This window comes from Oculatella sp. FACHB-28, from assembly GCF_014696015.1.
In the GTDB taxonomy this organism is placed as follows: Bacteria; Cyanobacteriota; Cyanobacteriia; order Elainellales; family Elainellaceae; genus JAAUTN01.
The window spans coordinates 26,744-46,242 of record NZ_JACJPJ010000074.1; the positions used below are offsets into that span (position 1 = coordinate 26,744).

Genomic DNA, 19,499 nt, shown 5'->3' on the forward strand with positions numbered 1-19,499 from the left:
ATCTTCTGCCAATTAGATAAGTCAGGATAAGTCAGCCCATGTCAGGACAAGTCAGCGAATCCCTGACTTAACTCAGGGAAATAGGTCAGGCAAGAGTAATCCAGAGTAGTGACAGTTCAGCAAGCAACCCCAAATGTTTATGAAAAAGCCACTTCTTACCCTCGCTACTGTCATTACGGCTACCGCTGCAGGCATCAGCCTTTCCCTTGCCACCCTACCTAACCCCACAGATATTCAAAAGCAACTGAGCAATACAACAAACATGATTGCGATCGCCGGAACAACAGCAATTTTTGGGTTGCTTGACGATGAGGATAAAGACAACAGTACTAATCGTTGATCTTCTCGCTAGCTAAGTTTATTGATGAGGGAGGGCGATCGCTCTCCCTCCACCAACCTTGAACCACTCAATCCAAGAAGCAATTCCCTCAGCAAGCGGGTAGTAAGCTCTGTAACTGACAAGCAGTTCGCAAAAAATCTGTGCATCCCTAACAGGAATTGGGTTGAATTGGTTGCATAATATTGACTTTAGTTGTTAGGGCAAAAAGTCATGGGTCGCGCCAAAAAGGTTGTATTGGCTTATTCCGGTGGGGTAGACACCTCCGTCTGCATTCCCTACCTGAAGCAAGAATGGGGAGTTGAAGAGGTGATCACGCTGGCTGCTGATTTGGGGCAGGGAGACGAACTAGAGCCAATTCGCGAAAAGGCGCTAAAGTCGGGTGCCACGCAGTCTTTAATCGCAGATGCGACAGAGCGGTTTATTCAAGACTATGCGTTTCCGGCAATTCAGGCAAATGCGCTGTACGAAAACCGCTATCCCCTCTCAACCGCACTGGCGCGTCCGCTAATTGCCAAACTGCTGGTAGAAGCAGCGGCAGAGTATGGTGCCGATGCAGTAGCGCATGGCTGCACGGGCAAGGGCAATGACCAAGTGCGGTTTGATGTGTCGATCGCCGCTCTAAACCCAGACCTTAAAGTGCTGGCACCCGCCCGTGAATGGGGCATGAGCCGGGAGGAGACGATCGCCTACGGAGAGCAATTTGGCATTCCTTCTCCAGTGAAAAAGTCTTCGCCCTACAGCATCGATCGCAACTTGCTGGGACGCAGCATTGAAGCCGGACCGCTAGAAGATCCCTGGAATGAGCCGCTGGAAGAGGTGTTTTTGTTAACGAAGGCGATCGCTGACACTCCTGATGAGCCAGAGTATGCCGAAATCAGCTTTGAGAAAGGGCTTCCTGTTGCGCTCAACGGTCAAATGCTGTCTCCGGTAGACCTGATCAGCCAGTTGAATGACCTGGCAGGCAAGCACGGCGTCGGTCGCATCGACATGATCGAAAACCGTTTGGTCGGCATCAAATCACGAGAAATCTACGAAGCTCCGGCTTTGCTCGTGCTGATTCAAGCCCATCGGGATTTAGAAAGCTTGACCCTGACTGCTGATGTGAGTCACTACAAGCGCGGGATTGAGGAAACCTATTCTCAACTGGTCTATAACGGACTGTGGTATAGCCCGCTGAAAGCAGCCCTGGATGCCTTTGTGCAGCAAACCCAGGAACAGGTTTCGGGTACGGTGCGAGTCAAACTGTTTAAGGGAACGGCGAGTCCGGTTGGGCGCAAGTCTGCCAATTCGCTGTATACGCCTGACCTGGCAACCTATGGGTCTGACGACAAATTTGACCATAAGGCTGCTGAGGGATTCATCTACGTTTGGGGTCTGCCCACTCGCGTCTGGTCACAGAAGATTAGAGGCTAGAGATTATTCCTCTAAACGTTCAGTACACGGTAGGGGCGAACGGACGTTCGCCCTTACAGGTAACTCAAACTACCTACAGTTGACTCGTAATTTCATAGACAACCGTTGGCTCCTGCCGCCCTCGAAGCTGTAAGGTTTGCACCGGGCTACCCACAAAGCGGTGGTGGACGTAATCAAAGGTGGTACTGCTGACAAGTAGCGTATGAGGTTTAGTAGACTTTAGTTCTTTGTTTAAACGTTCCAGTCGGGCAGCAATGTTGACCGTATCACCAATTACGGAATAGTTGAGCCGTTGCGGACTGCCGACACTGCCCGCAACGACCATGCCCGTGTGAATGCCGATACCATGCTGAATGGTGGGCAAGCCGGACTGCTGTAGCCTTTGGTTGAGTCGGGTGAGCTGTTCTTGCATGGCGATCGCCGCTGTCACTGCATTTATTGCATCCTGCCGGATTTCTGCCACTGAGGTATGCGGCAGCGGAATGCCAAACACTGCCATGATTGCGTCACCGATGTATTTGTCTACCACACCGTCATATTTAAGGATGCAGTTAGTCATGGTGCCAAGGTAGAGGTTGAGCCAGTTCAGCACCTCACGCGGCGACATGCTTTCGGAAATGGTGGTGAAGTTGCGGATGTCCATAAACAGCACGGTTGCCATGAGTTCCTGGGCTTCAAGCTGACCGTGCTGAAAGATGCTAGCTCGATTGCGCCAAATCAGCGCAGCCGTTTGGGGAGAAACGTGGCGCACGAACAGGCTCATAATCTGCTGTTTCTCAAGCTGGTCACGAACCTGAATGCCCGCTCCCGCTAGCAAAAAGCAGCCGACCGGAGCCGCGATCGGAATCCACAAATTTTGGCTGGTGAATAGGATCGTGGCGATCGCCACCCAGCTAATCGGCACCAGCAGCGTCATTGCCGTTCGCCGCTTGAACCCTAGCGAAGCCAAAACCAAACTGGAACCAACGCCCACCGTAAGAATCAGCAGTCCCTCTACGGGTCGGGGCAATCGCTGCAAAAATCGCTGTTTTAGCAAGTTGTCAATCACCGCCGCGTGGAGCTGCAGGCTGGAGGCAGGCGGATTTTGGTCAAAGGGCGTTTGCAGTGAACTCAGCCCCGTTGCGGTTGGTCCAACCAGAACGATTTTGCCAGCTAGCGCCTCTGGAGGCACTCTTCCCGCAACAACATCCCGAAATGAGTAGGTTGCCGAACGTAGATCTTCCCGTGAACCGGGCCAATTGATCCAGGCGTTTTGCTGCTCTAGTTTGGGCAAGGATTGAATGAGTGGAATAGGGCGATCGCTCTTGCTGTTATAAGCCCGAACCACATCTACCCCAAACGCGGGGAACCCTTGTACGTAAAGTGATACCTGACGAGAGATGCCATCTGGCTCAATCGGATTGTAGATATGACCCACTCCCGCCACCTGATCAAAAGTTGGCACCAGCGGCACCAGTTCTGTAGATGCATCCCAGCCAACTGCCAGCACGACAGAGCCGTTTTCTACCATTGCTTGTGCCAGTGCTGCATCTTCGGGCGTTGGCTCGGCAAATAGGATGTTGAACCCGACTACCGCGGGCGGAGAGGCTTTTAGGGATTGCAAAAGTTGGGTGTAGCGATCGCGTGACCAGGGAAACGAACCATATTCCTGCAAGCTCTCATCATCGATCGCCACCAGAACAATCTCTGAAGCCCACCCCTCATGGGGCAATAGCTGCCGTACTTTGAACAGCGTATTGTAGCCGACCCGCTCTAGGGGTTGCCATACGCCAACTTGCCACAAAATTAGCGAAATTGCTGCTGCCCCTGCGCCCGGTAGCCAGGATGGATTGGTTGCCAGATGTTGGCGAAAAACCAAACTCTGGACTTTGAGATAGCCGCGCCAGTCCTCAGGAGTATTGGTCTTGAGATAGCCGACAACCTTAACTCGCTGATTTCTAAAGCGATGAACCCAGTCTTCAGAATCATCTGCCTTGATAGATCGCCAAACTTTGGCGCTTCTAACCTGCAAATGCTGCAACCGTTCCCTGTACGGATAAGCTTTTAAGCGCTGCCAGAAATCAGCCCCTTGTCGTCTGAGGTAGCGGCCCCACCGTTGTCTTGTCATGCTTTCCTACTGTAAATTGGGCGATCGCTATTGGTCTAAATCGCCCGCTGACCCAGTAGTGCAACCTGATCAATTAATGAACAAAAACCCTTCCACAGATTCATGCTGTTCCTATTCAATCCCGGAAGTTTGGCGATCGCTGTGATCCACGCCAGTGACAGTAGCAATAACAGAACGGGTAGGTTGGGTGAAGCAAAGCGAAACCCAACCCACTAGCTCACACATTCTCCTAACGCTTAGTCAAGACGACAGAGTAGCAGAGGCGATCGCCCCGTGAAATCGTCTCTCCACAAATAATCGGCTGATCCTGACTGGTGTAGGTGGTGTAACGGTTGACCAGCAGCGGCGCACCCAGGGGGATGTCCAGATGTTCACTAATTTCGTGGGTAGCGTGGGTGCATTCCAGCGTCGTTTCAACCCGCTCGATCGACACACCGCTTTGGTCTAGGGTGGGGTAAATCAGACTAGATTGCAGTTCCTTGGCAAAGGCTTTGGCAATCTCCAGCGGAATGTAAGTAACGTCTACCGCAACTGGAGTTTGGTCAGTCAAGATCACTTTCTTTTGACAAAAAATTTCTTGCACCGTCTCAGGCAGCTTCAGCTTTTGCCGCACCTCATCAGGAGCCTGCAACACTTCAAAAGACAGGCTGCGAATGGATGCAGTTACGCCCTGCCGCGCCATGTCTTCGTCAAAGAAGATGAGCGGATTAGCAAGCGATCGCGTCACCTTCTGCTGCGCCTTAACGAATACGCCCTTGCCCCGTTGCGAAATCACTAAGCCCTGATTGACCAAATTGGCGATCGCCCGCCTCACCGTAATCCGGCTCACCCCAAACTGCTCCATTAGCTGATGTTCACTCGGCAACTGCTCTCCCGGTGAATACTGCTTAGCGAAAATTTGCGATCGCAGCTTCTCTGAAATTGCTAAATGCAGCGGAATTTGGTCTTGAGTCACAGAGGTGGAGGGGTTAGCCCCAGATATTACATTCTTTGAAGTTTTGCACGTTTTCTCAGAGTTGGGCAAAAGCGCTGCTGTAAACTAGTCTCGTCCACGAAGCACTTATTCATCGGTCTGCTGTGCAGGTTCAACAGCAACATCGCCGATAACATCACGACCGTTAACATCATGTAGTTTGGAGCCTTTATTCAATGTCTCATACCGTCAAGATTTATGACACCTGCATTGGATGCACCCAGTGCGTCCGGGCTTGCCCTACAGACGTTCTGGAAATGGTTCCCTGGGATGGCTGTAAGGCTGCTCAAATCGCTTCATCACCCCGCACAGAAGACTGTGTAGGCTGCAAGCGATGTGAAACGGCTTGCCCTACTGACTTCCTCAGCATTCGGGTTTATCTGGGCGCTGAAACCACCCGTAGCATGGGCTTGGCTTACTAGGCACACTGACTAACTCTAATATTCCTGGGTTGACGGATATACCAGGATCTAACGCCTAAAGGGAGCGATTTGCTCCCTATTTTTTTACGAATTTTCCACTAGCAAGACCTGCCCCTTCCTAGGTTGCGATCGCCATTCAGCAAATTGTTAAGACACTAATATTGAACACAATGTACTAGGATCATTTGCGGCAGATCTGCCGCTCGTTGCTCAGGAAATCATTGCTCAGGAGTAGAGTCAAATGTGCGGAATCGTAGGATATGTCGGCACCCAGGCAGCCAGTGAAATTTTGCTGGAGGGGCTACGCAAATTAGAATATCGGGGCTACGATTCTGCTGGAATTGCCACCGTATGGGAAGGACAGGTTCACTGTGTACGGGCGAAAGGCAAACTGCAAAATTTGCAGGAAAAGCTAGAAGGACTAGAAAATCCAGCTCAGGTAGGCATCGGACACACCCGCTGGGCAACACACGGCAAGCCAGAGGAATATAACGCACATCCCCACACCGACGCAGCCGGAAAAATTGCCGTTGTTCAAAATGGCATCATCGAAAACTATCGGGAACTACGTGAAGAACTGAAGGCAAAGGGATACAAATTTCTCTCTGACACCGATACAGAGGTCATTCCTCACCTAATTGCCGAGTTCATGGCAAATCCGGCCGAAGCTGAGAAGTCGCTGAACTACCAGTCGCCGTTTCTGGAGGCAACTCGACAGGCTGTCAACCAGTTAAGGGGAGCTTTTGCGCTGGCGGTCGTGTGTGCCGACTACCCAGATGAACTGATTGCAGTACGGCAGCAGGCTCCCTTGGCATTGGGATTTGGGCAGGGTGAGTTTTTCTGCGCCTCAGACACGCCTGCTCTGGTAGCTCATACTCGCGCCGTGCTGACGATGGACAATGGCGAATTAGCCAAACTCACCCCGATGGGCGTTGAGGTCTATAGCTTTGCGGGCGATCGCCTGAGAAAACAACCCCGCACCCTCAACTGGAACCCAATCATTGTTGAAAAGCAAGGCTTCCGTCACTTCATGGTGAAGGAAATCTACGAACAGCCCGGTGTTGTGCGTTCTTGCTTAGAAGCTTACATTAAGAGCGATTGGCCTGCCGACCAGGACAAGAACCCAATCAACCTGGGCTTTCCTGAGTCGTTTTACAGCAACCTCGATCAAATCCAAATCGTTTCCTGCGGCACAAGCTGGCACGCTAGCCTGGTCGGAAAATATCTGCTAGAGCAACTGGCAGGCATTCCCACCGTAGTGCAGTACGCCTCAGAATTTCGCTATTCGCCGCCACCGCTGTTGCCCAATGTTCTAACCATTGGAGTTACTCAGTCCGGAGAAACGGCTGATACCCTATCAGCGCTGCACATGGAAAAGCAGCGTCGCCTGGAACGAGAGACACCGTATCACCCTCGCTTTTTGGGAATCACCAACCGCACCGACAGTTCTCTAGCGCACCTGGTGGACTACTTAATTGATACCCACGCCGGAATTGAGATTGGCGTTGCAGCGACTAAAACCTTTACCGCTCAACTGGTTGCTTTCTATTGCCTCGCGCTAGATCTGTCCTATCGCCGCAAAACGCTTTCTCCAGAGCGAATGGAGGAAATCCTCACCGGGCTACGACAACTCCCCTCTCAAGTTGAGGTAATTCTAGAAAGCCAGGAACGCTACATCGAAGAACTGGCACACGATTTTGCGGAAACCAAGGACTTTATCTTCCTGGGACGCGGTATCAATTTCCCGATCGCTCTCGAAGGTGCCCTGAAACTCAAGGAAATCAGCTACATCCACGCCGAAGGCTATCCCGCTGGCGAAATGAAGCACGGCCCGATCGCCCTCCTAGATGCGAAAGTGCCAGTGGTGGCGATCGCCGTCCCCGGTAGCGTCTACGAAAAAACCCTCTCTAACGCCCAAGAAGCGAAAGCCAGAGACGCGCGGCTAATTGGTGTAACTCCGATGAACGATCCTGAAGCCGCCGAGGTCTTTGACAACTTATTGCCCGTACCACCCGTGGATGAGTTATTATCCCCCATTCTCACGGTAATTCCGCTCCAGTTTCTCGCTTATCACATTGCTGCCCGTCGAGGCTTAGATGTTGACCAGCCACGCAACCTGGCTAAATCAGTGACCGTGGAATAGCAATGCACGAAGTCCCAAAAAGACTTGTAGACACATAAAAAAGTTAGACAGCAAGTAAAAAAGTCAAACACTAACTAAAAAAGTTAGACAGTGAAAGAAAAAGCTGTATAATCCTGGGCATACTTATGTACTACCCAGGATTTTCTTATGCCACGGAAAAGAGGGGAATGGAATCAGGAAAAGTTTGATCGGCTCCTTAAGGAAAAACGCGGAGAAGGGGTTCGTGACAAATACACTCCTTGGATTACGGTGCGAGATTTTCCTTCAAAAGGCAGGGTTTCCAGAGATAGAGGTTGGAAAACGAATCGCTTACATCATCTCTTCTCAGACCATGAAACTCGATTGTTTTACATTCTTGAGTGGTCAGACGTTGTAATTGACATTAGAGAACAGTTTCCCTTGCTGGATCTTGAACTGGCTCAGAGAATATCTGCCGATATCGGTGTGAAATATCCTATAGACACTACAAGTAAATTCCCTAGGATTTTAACAACCGATTTCATGGTGACTGTAAAACAAGATGGGAAAACATACGATATTGCATTAACGGTGAAACCTTCATCTGAACTCAAGAACAAAAGAGTTATTGAGAAGTTTGAGATAGAACGAAACTATTACATGGCAACGGGAATTGAATGGGGATTAGTAACAGAGAAGCATATTCCAAAGTTCTTTGCTAAAAATATTGAATGGGTTCACGGGGCTTATAGGCTTGAAGAAACCCCACAAAAGAAAATTCAGGATTTACAAGCAATAGCAGATATTCTAAAACAACGGCTTAAAAAGTCCAATTTAAGAATTAATCAAGTAACAAATGCCTTAGACATTGAATTAGATTTGGAAGAAGGGATTTCACTCTACCTTTTTAGACATCTTGTTGCACGCAAGGAAATCGTTATTGATATGAGTTTGCCGCAACAATGTCCAGATATGTTGACTACAGATATTAAAGAGATCAAAGTCTGTAATGGCTTAGAGGCATCGAAAATAGCATGAAAAATCTTATCTATGTTAATGATTTAATTGAGTGGTACTAAGATAAAAAGGCTTCCTGAAACTATAAAAGATAGTGATACGGCTCGTAGCAAAGGAGAAAAGGAAAAAGCTGCTATTGTTATTTGGGGTTGGTATAGCAAGTCAGCAGAGGCGAGGGTCAGTACCAATTTTGAGGTACTGAAGCCACCTAAAGGGTTTCCGGAGCTTGGTCAGGAAGCGAAAGGGCAAATTCGGACATTTGCTGTTGCAGAGCTAGATCATTTCATATTACAGAATCGGCTTTCAGCAGAAATGGCATATTTGACGCTGTTTACTGTGGGCATGATGCGATACACCGCAGGAGACTGGGATAGCGCAATTGTTCTGTTGAATGAGGCATTAAAGCAGGCAGAAAGACAACGCGAAAGTGTATTGGTGCTCGATCGAAGTATAGTTCTTAAGCACCTTGCAGATGCTTGCAACCATAAAAGATATTTTGAATGTGCAGTTACTCACTATACTCAAGCAATCGAAATTATTTCTGACAGTACTCTTACCTCTCTCGAAAAAGGTATATTTTCTCCGCAATATTTGTCTGCTGAAACTACAAATACTCATCCCCTCGTTTTACTCAGCTCTAGTTCTGTTAGAACTGCCCAGAACTGGAGAAGCTTGGAAGTTAATTCAAGCGGCGGTCGTTTCCATAACGCTGAAAGCTCAACATTCGATCTCAATTCCTATTTGGCGAAAGTTTATAACAATAGAGGAATTGCTTATGCACAACGGGATAATCTTGACCAAGCAGTTAGCGATTATGAGCAGGCACTTCAGCTTAACCGTAATTTATCAGAAGCTTATAACAACCTAGGAATTGCCTTTGCCAAACAGGACAACTATGAACGCACTATTGAAAACTACAATCAAGCAATTGAATTAGCACCGAATGATGCTCTTGCCTATAACAATCGGGGAAATGTCTATTTTAATCAGGCTGATTATGAACAAGCAATTCAAGATTACACACAAGCCATTTCACTCAATTCAAACTACGCTGAAGCGTATTACAACCGGGGCAATGCCTATCTGGCGGTAGGAGATTATAAACAGGCAATTGTTGACTACAACAAAGCAATTGAGCTTAACCCCAATTTAGCATTGGCTTACAATGAACGGGGAATTGCATATGCTGGGCAAGGCAATTATCAGCAAGCGATTGATGACCTTAACAAGTTGATTGAACTTAATCCGAACGACGCCTTGGCTTACTATAATCGAGGAACCTTGTATGCTCACATTAGCTACTATCAGCAGGCGATTGATAACTACAACAAAGCAATCGAACTCAATCCTAACAATGCTTTGGCTTACAGGACTCGTGGGCTTGCTTACTTCTCCTTAGGTAACCACCAGCAGGCGATTGACAACTACAACAAAGCAATTGAACTCAATCCTAACGATGCTTTGGCTTATTACCATCGAGGAATTGCTTACGCTAAACTAGATAACCATCAGCAGGCGATTGATAACTACAATAAAGCAATAGAACTCAGTCCTAACGATGCTTTGGCTTACAATAACCGGGGAGTGGCTTACTTATCTCAAAGCAATCATCAGCAGGCATTGGCTGACTTCAACAGAGCGATTGAACTCGATCCAGAGTATACTGAGACTTACAATAACCGGGGAGTGGCTTACTTATCTCAAGGCAATCATCAGCAGGCATTGGCTGATATCAACAAAGCGATTGAACTCGATTCAGAGTATGCTGAGGCTTACTATAACCGGGGGGCTATCTACACCGAGTTGGGCAGCTACCAGCAAGCCATCGTTGACTACAGTCAGGCAATAGACCTCAATCCGAATTATGCAGATGCCTACTACCGCCGAGGACGTGTTTATACTGAACTAGGCAATGAAAATGAAGCTATTAGTAACTTTAGGAAAGTATTACAATCAACTGAAGATCCAGCAATGCAACAATTGGCTGAACAGCAGCTTTGGGATCTTGGAAAGCGTTAGTCAGTAGGCAAAATTGGACATACATAATTTGTCTAGGAGATGCTTTTGTATCAGTAACAACAATCCAAGTACCTCGTTTGTAGCTAATTTGCGGCTTGCCATCAAAGAACTCAAACTTAGCCAGCAGACACCAGCTAATGTATCCGTCAAATTGGAGAAGGACCAGGAAGTGAGAACTCATTAGACAAAAGACCTTTGAAGCCAATCACTTCTAATCGTGTGTTAAGCGATTAAACTCAAATGGCGATCGCCCCTTCGATTTCCTCTTTCTCCTCTGCCGTCAAGTAGTCCTTCTCTACATTGATTAGTTGAATTTTTGGTTCTTCACTCACGGCTGAAAGTGCTTTGTAAATGTCTAAGTCCGATCGCCTATCCATTTCCCAAACTACCAACTTAATCTCCGACCAATAGTTCAACGGTTGAGGATGGACTAGATCTCCAATGACTCCCACTCGCTGGATACCAAACTGTTCTCGGAGAACGGATGCTGCTTGTCGTGCCAACTGCCACCACTCAGCTTTCCGCTGTTCATCTTGCTGCGCTAACAGCACTCGTTGTCGAAGTGCTTGCACCCAGGCTTGAGGTGGAAGTACCTTCACCGCGCTCGCCAGCCCAAACGTCATCAATAACAACCCAAGCACCCGCTTTGTGCCTCGTTTGTAGCTAATCTGCGGCTTGCCATCAAAGAACTCAAACTTTGCTGGCGGACACCAGCTAATGTATTCGTCAAATTGGATTGATGTAGGCTCCAACTGAAGATGGGGAGCAAAGGGAAGGCTGCCCCACTGGGCACTCTCGATCACCTTAATTCGCCGGAAGGGCTGCGGTTCTGTTTCGAGGACGAATAGCTTCGGCTGCGACCGTCCCCCATACCAGTTCTCTTCATTCCATAGAGGACTGGAGTGAAATGCTAAACCTGGAATACGGCTCGGTCGATACCAGCCATCCTCATCTGGCACCTGTAGCTCATACTGTCCCTCAAGCAGGCGCAAAAACTCAATCTGCTGTCGCTGAGGATCGATAATCCAATATTCAGGTACACCAGATGTTGCATAGTAATCTCGCTTAGCAATACGATCGCAATACTCATGCCCTGATAGTAGAACTTCAACCACTAATTCAGCAGGTCTATTAAGATACCAGGCGTGAAGCTGATTCGGGGTTTTCGACTTAAAGAACATCAGGTCAGGTGTAAATCCGTTCTCCCCCAATCGCATGACAAAGTCTCGACCGAACGCTCGCCCACCTAAGTCCTCGGCGACATCATGCAAGCAAATTGAGAGATATTGCCGCACACCATGATGGGGATGATAGGGGTAGTTGGCAACTCCCTCACCGGGAATTAAATTTTCTGGTTGGTACTTGATATCAGCACATGCTGTTTCCAAATCCTGAAGAACAGATAAGTGATCGCCTTCAGTAAAGAAAGGTAGATTGAATCCTACCTTCAGCGCCTCAATCCACAAATCTATGGGAGCGAGGGCGATCGCGGCATCTGCCCTCCAGCCTTGTAAAACTTGTCTTAGCAGCAAGCGGCTGCCGACGATCGTATTGCCCACAATTAGATGACCCTCGACTAGTTCCAGCTTGCCTTCGGGTCGGTGGTTAGAAAAGGATTCAAATAGCTCTTTAGCGGTGGGGTACAAGGAGCGATCGCCTCCTGAAACTAGGCTTGTTTTTTAGCTGCAAATTCAAAATTTTCTAAATTTGGCAGCTATGTCCTTTTGAAGGAGTATACCAAATCCCTTTATTGGCAAGGTCTTTGAAAATTGTTTAACTTTTTTATCTCAAAATTAGCTTCAATATAGTTCTTCCTTCAACAGAAAGAATGAAAATTGTTTAACTTTATTTTTTGGCAGGTTGAATAGCGAACGAAAAATAGAGGCTTTTAGGCTGCAAGATTGTTTAACTTTTTTATCCCTTTACATCAATACTCAGACCTGCTGCTTTCCCAACCTAATAGATCTCTTTGTAATCGAAGATATCACTGAAGAAGTCGATCGGCTTTTGCCTGAAGTTCCCAAACAACTTGAGCAATTCAGGGCGACCTTGACTGAAAACCTAGAACCAACATTGGCGATCGGCAAACATTGTACTAGCCCCAACCCTTGCCCTTTCACGCAAGCTTGCTGGCAGCACGTCCCTGAATTCTCTATCTTCACCATCCCTCGCTTGGACTGGAAGAAGAAAGATATGCTGCTTGCTCAAGGAGTGTTAGCGATCGCAGACCTTCCACTTAACTATGCCCTTTCAGACAACCAGCGCACCTACGTCGATAGTGTTCTCACCAACCAGCCCGTAATTGACAAAGCAGCGATCGCTACCAACCTTGCCGAACTTGAGTACCCTATCCACTTCTTCGACTTTGAAGCACAAAACCCAGCTATTCCGAGATTTGATGGATTAAAACCCTATGAGCAGTTTTCTTTCCAATACAGTTGTCATGTTCTCCAATCTGATGGCTCTATAGAGCATCATGAATACCTACACACTGATCAGTCTGATCCCAGACCATCCCTTGTTGCAGCCTTAACGACAGACATTGCTTCTATAGGCTCCATTGTTGTTTACCACAAATCCTTTGAAGCGAGTTTGCTTCGAAAACTCGGCGGAGACTTCCCTGAGCACACTTCGAAATTGGCAGCGATCGCTAATCGTCTTTGGGATCTAGAAGATATCTTCAAGTATCATTACAAGCATCCTAGTTTCCGAGGTTCTACCTCAATCAAAAACGTCCTTCCGATTCTCGTTTCTAATCTCAGCTACAAGTCGCAGACCATCCAACGAGGCGATCAAGCCCAAGCAGTGTGGGAAGAAATGCTGATCTGCTTGGATGAGGCAAAAAGGACTCAAATGATTAACGATTTGAAAGCCTACTGTCAACTGGACACATTAGCAATGGTCGAGATTTATAAGTTTCTACTTAAGATGTTAGAAAATTGAAAGCCAACGGGAGCATAACCGTTACCACTTTGTTTTCATAGACTCTGATTGGTGTACAACTTTATTTACTGAAGAAAAGCCCTCTTTATAAAGATAGTGTACAACTTTAATTATTATTGGTTTTTAACCTTGCTCAATACTAAGGAGTTTTTGAGCAATCTGAGTGTACAACTTTATTTTAATTGTACAACTGCAGCAACGGTGCCAGAGACACTGATCTCACCTTGACTCAACTTCTCTTGAACTGCATCAATTGGAATCAGCAAAACCTCGATCTCCTCGGTGTGGTCGAGGTTTTGAGCAGAAACCAGTTCAACGTTATCAGCCAGAAATAGGTGGATTTTGTTTGTTTCCTTCACTGGATTGTCGTAGAGTGTGGCTAATTTGGTTAAGTGAGTGGCACGATATCCTGTTTCCTCCTGAAGTTCGCGTAGGGCAGCAGATTCAGCGATCTCCTTTTGTGGATCGAAGGTGCCCGCCGGAAGCTCAATCAACACTTTTCCTGCACCGTGACGGTATTGACGAACAAAGACAATTTCTCGCTTTGCAGTCACCGGAAACACCAGTGCTACATCAGGTCTAACGCTGAGAAAGTAGTCATCGACGATCGCCCCATTAGACAACTCCACTACATCCTGCCGCACCTTATACCACCGATGATCAAACACCAGTTCAGAATGCAGTAATTTCCAGGGCATTAACTCTTTCATAGGTTGTTGACAAATAAAGAATTACATTGAGGGCATTCTCAAACCTCTGAGCGATCGCCCTCTCTCTTCCTCACTTAATCCTTTACTTTGAATCAACACCCCAAAGTTGCCTAAACCCATTGGGTTCATTAATGAATGCAGCGATTCTCGTCGCTGAAGGGTAGCTTGCAGGCTTAGGTCGGAAGTGGGGTTAGAGAGGGCAGAGAGGCGATCGCCTAACCCCAACGCCATCAAAAATAAACCCTGCTGGGTAAAGCCAGCGGTTTGTAATCCAGAAAGTTCACCTTGACGCTCTAGTGCTGTGAAGTCAACATGGGCAGTCAAATCTTGCCGTCCGATGTGAATGTAAGGATTGGAATGATGCGCGTGTTGGTAGTAACATTGCAAGGTTCCTTGAGCACGAGCAGGGCTGTAGTAGCGACTGGCAGGGTATCCATAGTCGATAGTGAGTAAATAGCCGCGATCAAGGTGAGTGGCGATCGCCCCTATCCAATCTAGTGCTGCCAAATTCACCTCGGTGCGGTAACCGTTAGGGTAAATCTCAGACGGCAACTTTACCCCTACCCAGTCAAAGTAGCTTTCCAGCTTTGGTGTTGAAAGCTCTCCAATGACTTCGGTAAAGTTACCATCTTGATCAAGCGTGACATACACTTCTCGAAGCTGACCTGCCTCAATCACCAGTTGGTGAACTGGAAAAGCATCGACCAATTCATTGGAAAAACAGCAGCCAACCACTGATTCAGAAGATAGTTCCTCTAACGTTTGCCAGGATAAATTGCCCCAAGATTGGCTGAGTTTAGCTAGTCGCTGCTGCTGTTCTGCAACTAAAGCAGATGATTTCTCTACAATCACATAGCGTAATGCTTCAAAGCACTCAAAATGATGTCGATGCAGATACCGCAATACATCCTGTACAATTAGTCCTTGCCCTGCACCCATTTCAACTAAAGTGAAAGGCTTGGGATGCTGCAAAATTTGCCACATCTCGGCAAATTGCTCAGCTAACAGTTCACTAAAGTCTGCGCCTAGATGTGGTGAAGTCACAAAGTCACCTTCTGCACCAATCTTTATCTGATCGGTGCTGTAGTAGCCGTACTGTGGATGGTACAGCACCCATTCCATGTACTCTACAAAGGTGATGCGTTGCTCAGAAGTTTCCGTAATCTTCTGGGCAATCAGGTCACGAAGCGCCAAATTACTGTCGTTTGTTTCTAGTGCCGTCATGTTTAATATTCGTGTCGGCTTTTATTGTGACACTTTCAAATAATCTGGCTCAACTGCCTAGCTCGAATCAGTTGCTTGAACTTCACCGCTTCTCGGATTGGGTTAAAGTCAGGTTCGGTAGCGATGTCGTTAAAATACTCAGGCTGCAGTTCAATTGATTTCTGCAAACAGTCGATCGCCAATTCCACTTTTCCCCATTGGGCATAGCATCTGGCTTTGTGGTTCCAGACGTTGGGATAGTCAGGGTTGATGGCGATCGCCTGATCGTAGGAAGCGATCGCCTCTTCATAGCGCCCCATTTCCTTTAGTGCGCTGCCGTGATTATCCCAAGTGCGAAAGGCATTAGGTTCGAGCTCCAGAGTGTGTTCATAGCAGGCAAGCGCTTCTTCATAGCGCTCAAAGGTTCTTAGCGTATAGCCTTTGCTATACCAGGCACGAGGAGAATTGGGGGCAAGCTCTAGCGCTTGGTTGTGGGAGGCGATCGCCTCTTCAAACCGCTCCAAACGCCTTAGCGTGATTGCCCGATTGATCCAAACTGTCGGATTGTTGGGCTGAAGCTGAATCGCTTTGTCGTAGGATTTCAGCGCATCCTCATAGCGACCTTCAAAGTAAAATGCTTCTCCTTCGGTGGCGTGATCATCTGCCGTCAGCAGCAACTCTGGAGCAGCAGATTTCAGCGTATTCAATTGTTCTGTCAATTCTTGAATACGGCGCTTCACCTCTGGCGCAACGGTATCTTGCTGCGCCGGAGACGGGGTTAAGTTATCGATCGCCTGAACAATTTGCTCTTTAAACAGGCTCTGCAAGTTTGAAATCTGCTCAATAAACCCAGTCTTCAATGTCTCAATTTCGTGATTGAATTGCTTAGCCTGTTCCGCCAATTCTGAGGTCACTTCTTCGGTCAGTTGTCGCTCTACTTCTTCGCGCAGTTGCTTACGCGTTTCCGACACGATCTGGTTGATCACGCTGCGACGCAACAGCAACAGTCCGATTGCCGCAAAAATGGGTAACAGCGTCAGCACGGTCAGCAGAATGTTGATTAAATCTGTGCTGCTATCAAAGGTACGATCGACTTCTGACTGAATGAGTCGCTGTATCTCGCCACTGTTTTCTAGATTCTCCTCGATCGCCTCTCGAATTCGCTCTGCTTCCCGAAGTTCCTCTAGCTCCTGTCGTTCTTGATCAGACAGAGATGCAGGTGGCGATTCAGTTTGCGCTACTGCTCTAGCAGTCAGTGGTGAATTTTGCCAGGTTGCAGCACCGTTTAGTGCCAAGCAGACACAAAAGACCCAGACAACTCCCCGATAGTGACTCATGCCGCTCAGTGAAGAAGGATGTGTCTAAGTTAGCAAGTAAAAAATGCGTAGGGGCGGTTCGCGAACCGCCCCTACACAGAATCGATTGTATAGCCAACCTTTTAGGATTCCTAAGACTGAGAGGCGATCGCTACAGGTTGGTCTACGTATTCGGAAACAATTTGCCTGAACTGGTCACCCTCAACCGTTTCCTGGTCTAGGAGCGTATCGACCAGGCGATCGATCAAGGCGCGATTTTCTCTGATGATTTGGCGGGCTTCTTCATAGCAGTTGAAGACAATTGATCGCACCTGACGGTCAATTTTGGTAGCCATTTCCTCGGAATATTCCGTGTTGCGAGTCATCAGATCTCGTCCCAGAAATACTTCGCTGCTGCCGCTTTCCAGCGCAACGGGGCCGAGGTCAGACATACCATAGAGCGTTACCATCGACCGGGCATAGTTTGCCACGGCACGGATATCGCTTGACGCGCCGGCCGTCACTTCATCGTGACCAAAAACTTCTTCTTCAACGGCTCGACCGCCGAGCGCAACCGTAATCCGATCAAGGAAATTAGCGCGGCTGTGCAGTCCGTCATCAATGCTTTCCTGATTGAGCAGCGGTTTGGCAAAGCCACCAATGCCGCCAGAACGAGGAATGATCGTCACCTTGTCGAGCGGGTCAGTGTTCTTTAACAAAGTCATGAGCAGGGCGTGACCCACCTCATGATAGGCAACCAGGCGTTTTTTCTTGCTGTCGAGCAAGGGCATCAGGCTCATGCCAATCGTGATTCGGTCGATCGCATCGTCGACTTCAAGATTGCCAATCGTCTCCTTCCGTCGCCGTGCGGTGAGAATGGCGGCTTCATTGAGCAGGTTTGCCAAGTCAGCGCCAGAAAAACCGGGAGTTTTACGGGCGATCGCCTCTAGAGAAATTTCCTCATTCAGCTTTTTATTCCGGGCATGAACTTGCAAAATGCCGAGTCGCCCTCTATAGGTGGGCAAGTCAACCGTCACCTGACGATCAAAGCGACCGGGACGCAGCAAGGCAGAGTCAAGGACATCAGGACGGTTGGTTGCGGCAATGATGATGATGCCGGTGTTTCCTTCAAACCCATCCATCTCGGTGAGCAACTGGTTGAGGGTTTGCTCCCGCTCATCGTTACCACCCCCGATTCCAGCACCCCGCTGCCGTCCAACTGCGTCAATCTCATCAATGAAGATGATGCAAGGGGCGTTTTCCTTTGCTTTCTTGAACAGGTCACGCACTCGTGAAGCACCAACCCCAACAAACATCTCGACGAATTCTGAACCTGAGATGCTGAAGAAGGGTACTCCTGCTTCCCCAGCGATCGCCTTTGCTAGGAGAGTTTTACCAGTTCCGGGAGGACCAATCAGCAGCACACCTTTAGGAATTTTTGCGCCGACAGCGGTAAAGCGTTCTGGCTTTTTCAAGAACGTGACGACTTCCTGAAGTTCTTCTTTGGCTTCTTCGATGCCTGCCACGTCGTCGAACATCACGCCGGTTTTGGCTTCCATTTGGAAGCGAGCTTTGGACTTACCAAAGTTCATCGCCTGACCGGAAGCGTTGCTAGAGCGCCGCAGGATCATTAGCAAACCCATAATCAGCAAGAACGCCAGCAAGGCATGGATCATCAGCGACGTAACAATGTTGCTACCGGCCGTGGGCTGGACATCAATTGCGACACCCTGATCTCGAGCAGCCTCGATCAGTTCGGTGTTGCGATCGCCCGCAAACAGAGCCACTTCTTGGGGTACGGCATCAGCAGATTCGCCTTCTAGCTCAACTCGGGCAACTCCCCTTGCAGAATCAATCTCTAACCGCTTGACCTGTCTGTTTTCGATGCGCTCAAGCAAATCACTATAGCTGAGGGATTCTTGTCTTGTCTGTGCCAACGCTGGAGTACTGGGCAACACGACCTGTAGCATCATCCAAACGGCAGTCATAGCGCCCGTTACTGCGGCACCTTTGGCAGGCGATCGCCCCCCATTCTTCTGAATTCGTACAGGGTTTCCTTTAGAACCTTCAGCAGAGGCTCGATTGCTCCCATCGAAAGATCGCTGCATTGACACCTTATTCCTAGAATGACTCATACTAAACTGCCTTTCCCGGCTACCTTAGCCTGACTTCTGACTACAACTGCCTAAGTTGAACGAGATCTCCTCAGTTCAAATATGCCTAACAGGGTTGAGTAGATGCTTCTACCCCTAGTCTAACCTCACAGCCCAACTCTACCCACCCGTATGTACATCAGTCCTAGCCCTAAAGCGTACTCGTAATGAATACGATTTAAGCTATACTTAAAATTAATTAAAAATTGCAAATTTAAGAGGGATCTAACTCATGGTTAAGATCGTTGGTATCGCTGGAAGTTTGAGATCCGACTCCTATAGTCAACAAGCCTTGAAAGTAGCAGCAGAGCGCGTTAGGGCACTGGGTGCTGAGGTTGAAGTTTTAGATTTGCGGCAGCTAAATCTACCCTTCTGTGACGGGGGCGGCGAGTACCCGGATTACCCTGACGTTGAGCGGCTCCGTAAAGCAGTGCTGGAAGCAGATGGGATTATCCTAGTCACGCCTGAATATCATGGCAGCCTCAGCGGTGTGCTAAAAAATGCACTCGACCTGATGGGCTTTGAGCATTTCTCTGGAAAGGTTACGGGATTAATGAGTGTTTTGGGTGGACAGTCTAACAGCAACGCCCTCAACGATATGCGAACCATTACTCGGTGGGTTCATGCCTGGACAATTCCTGAACAGGTCGCCATTGGGCAAGCCTGGAAAGCCTTTGATGAGGAGGGCAACCTGCAAGATGAAAACCTTTCCAAGCGATTGGATGCTTTTGCTCAAAGCCTGGTCGAAAACACTCAAAAGCTGAGGGGCGTCCCTCAACGAGAAATGTCCGTTGCTTGAGGCA

General features: G+C 48.3%; 15 protein-coding genes. 8 read left to right on the forward strand and 7 right to left on the reverse strand.

Going from position 1 to position 19,499, the window contains the following annotated elements:
* Window positions 1-139: 139 nt before the first annotated feature.
* Together H6F88_RS16830 and H6F88_RS16835 are read left to right on the forward strand one after the other, a co-directional pair.
* Complete coding sequence (locus H6F88_RS16830; RefSeq protein ID WP_190643907.1) at window positions 140-340, forward strand: hypothetical protein; 201 nt, start codon at window positions 140-142, stop codon at window positions 338-340.
* A 210-nt stretch (window positions 341-550) separates the two neighbouring features.
* Window positions 551-1,753: an argininosuccinate synthase gene (locus H6F88_RS16835; protein ID WP_190643908.1), complete on the forward strand. Its 1,203-nt coding sequence runs from the start codon at window positions 551-553 to the stop codon at window positions 1,751-1,753.
* Window positions 1,754-1,826: 73 nt separating this feature from the next.
* On the opposite strand, the gene H6F88_RS16840 is transcribed toward H6F88_RS16835, so the two are convergent.
* On the reverse strand, window positions 1,827-3,860 hold the full coding sequence (locus tag H6F88_RS16840) for an adenylate/guanylate cyclase domain-containing protein (protein WP_190643909.1): 2,034 nt from the start codon (window positions 3,858-3,860) through the stop codon (window positions 1,827-1,829).
* Window positions 3,861-4,089: 229 nt separating this feature from the next.
* A complete protein-coding gene (locus H6F88_RS16845) occupies window positions 4,090-4,815 on the reverse strand; it encodes a GntR family transcriptional regulator (protein ID WP_347277708.1) in 726 nt (241 codons plus the stop codon).
* A gap of 194 nt (window positions 4,816-5,009) precedes the next feature.
* Here H6F88_RS16845 and psaC point away from each other — a divergent pair, with 194 nt between their 5' ends.
* From psaC to H6F88_RS16865, 4 genes are all read left to right on the forward strand, one after another.
* Window positions 5,010-5,255 carry a photosystem I iron-sulfur center protein PsaC gene (gene psaC / locus H6F88_RS16850; RefSeq protein ID WP_012411495.1) on the forward strand — a complete coding sequence of 82 codons (246 nt, stop codon included), beginning with the start codon at window positions 5,010-5,012 and terminating at the stop codon, window positions 5,253-5,255.
* Window positions 5,256-5,496: 241 nt separating this feature from the next.
* A complete protein-coding gene (gene glmS, locus H6F88_RS16855; RefSeq protein ID WP_190643910.1) occupies window positions 5,497-7,398 on the forward strand; it encodes a glutamine--fructose-6-phosphate transaminase (isomerizing) in 1,902 nt (633 codons plus the stop codon).
* A 147-nt stretch (window positions 7,399-7,545) separates the two neighbouring features.
* The gene (locus H6F88_RS16860) at window positions 7,546-8,394 is read left to right on the forward strand and encodes a TnsA endonuclease C-terminal domain-containing protein (protein WP_242050586.1); all 849 of its coding nucleotides are present in this window, start codon (window positions 7,546-7,548) and stop codon (window positions 8,392-8,394) included.
* Between the two features lie 27 nt (window positions 8,395-8,421).
* Window positions 8,422-10,392, forward strand: coding sequence for a tetratricopeptide repeat protein (locus tag H6F88_RS16865; RefSeq protein WP_190643911.1), 1,971 nt, complete (start codon window positions 8,422-8,424; stop codon window positions 10,390-10,392).
* 236 nt (window positions 10,393-10,628) lie between these two features.
* Here the strand turns inward: H6F88_RS16865 and H6F88_RS16870 are convergent, their stop codons facing one another.
* Window positions 10,629-12,038 carry a Uma2 family endonuclease gene (locus H6F88_RS16870; protein ID WP_190643912.1) on the reverse strand — a complete coding sequence of 470 codons (1,410 nt, stop codon included), beginning with the start codon at window positions 12,036-12,038 and terminating at the stop codon, window positions 10,629-10,631.
* 214 nt (window positions 12,039-12,252) lie between these two features.
* On the opposite strand from H6F88_RS16870, the gene H6F88_RS16875 reads away from it, so the two are divergent.
* Window positions 12,253-13,335, forward strand: coding sequence for a DUF2779 domain-containing protein (locus H6F88_RS16875; protein ID WP_206756451.1), 1,083 nt, complete (start codon window positions 12,253-12,255; stop codon window positions 13,333-13,335).
* Between the two features lie 173 nt (window positions 13,336-13,508).
* Here the strand turns inward: H6F88_RS16875 and H6F88_RS16880 are convergent, their stop codons facing one another.
* The 4 genes from H6F88_RS16880 to ftsH form a co-directional block, all read right to left on the reverse strand.
* Window positions 13,509-14,045 carry an NUDIX hydrolase gene (locus H6F88_RS16880; RefSeq protein WP_190643914.1) on the reverse strand — a complete coding sequence of 179 codons (537 nt, stop codon included), beginning with the start codon at window positions 14,043-14,045 and terminating at the stop codon, window positions 13,509-13,511.
* Window positions 14,046-14,066: 21 nt separating this feature from the next.
* Window positions 14,067-15,269: a class I SAM-dependent methyltransferase gene (locus H6F88_RS16885; protein WP_190643915.1), complete on the reverse strand. Its 1,203-nt coding sequence runs from the start codon at window positions 15,267-15,269 to the stop codon at window positions 14,067-14,069.
* 35 nt (window positions 15,270-15,304) lie between these two features.
* Window positions 15,305-16,585: a tetratricopeptide repeat protein gene (locus H6F88_RS16890; RefSeq protein ID WP_190643916.1), complete on the reverse strand. Its 1,281-nt coding sequence runs from the start codon at window positions 16,583-16,585 to the stop codon at window positions 15,305-15,307.
* A 110-nt stretch (window positions 16,586-16,695) separates the two neighbouring features.
* A complete protein-coding gene (ftsH, locus tag H6F88_RS16895) occupies window positions 16,696-18,516 on the reverse strand; it encodes an ATP-dependent zinc metalloprotease FtsH (RefSeq protein ID WP_277882196.1) in 1,821 nt (606 codons plus the stop codon).
* Window positions 18,517-18,928: 412 nt separating this feature from the next.
* On the opposite strand from ftsH, the gene H6F88_RS16900 reads away from it, so the two are divergent.
* Window positions 18,929-19,495 carry an NADPH-dependent FMN reductase gene (locus H6F88_RS16900; protein ID WP_190643918.1) on the forward strand — a complete coding sequence of 189 codons (567 nt, stop codon included), beginning with the start codon at window positions 18,929-18,931 and terminating at the stop codon, window positions 19,493-19,495.
* Window positions 19,496-19,499: the final 4 nt, after the last annotated feature.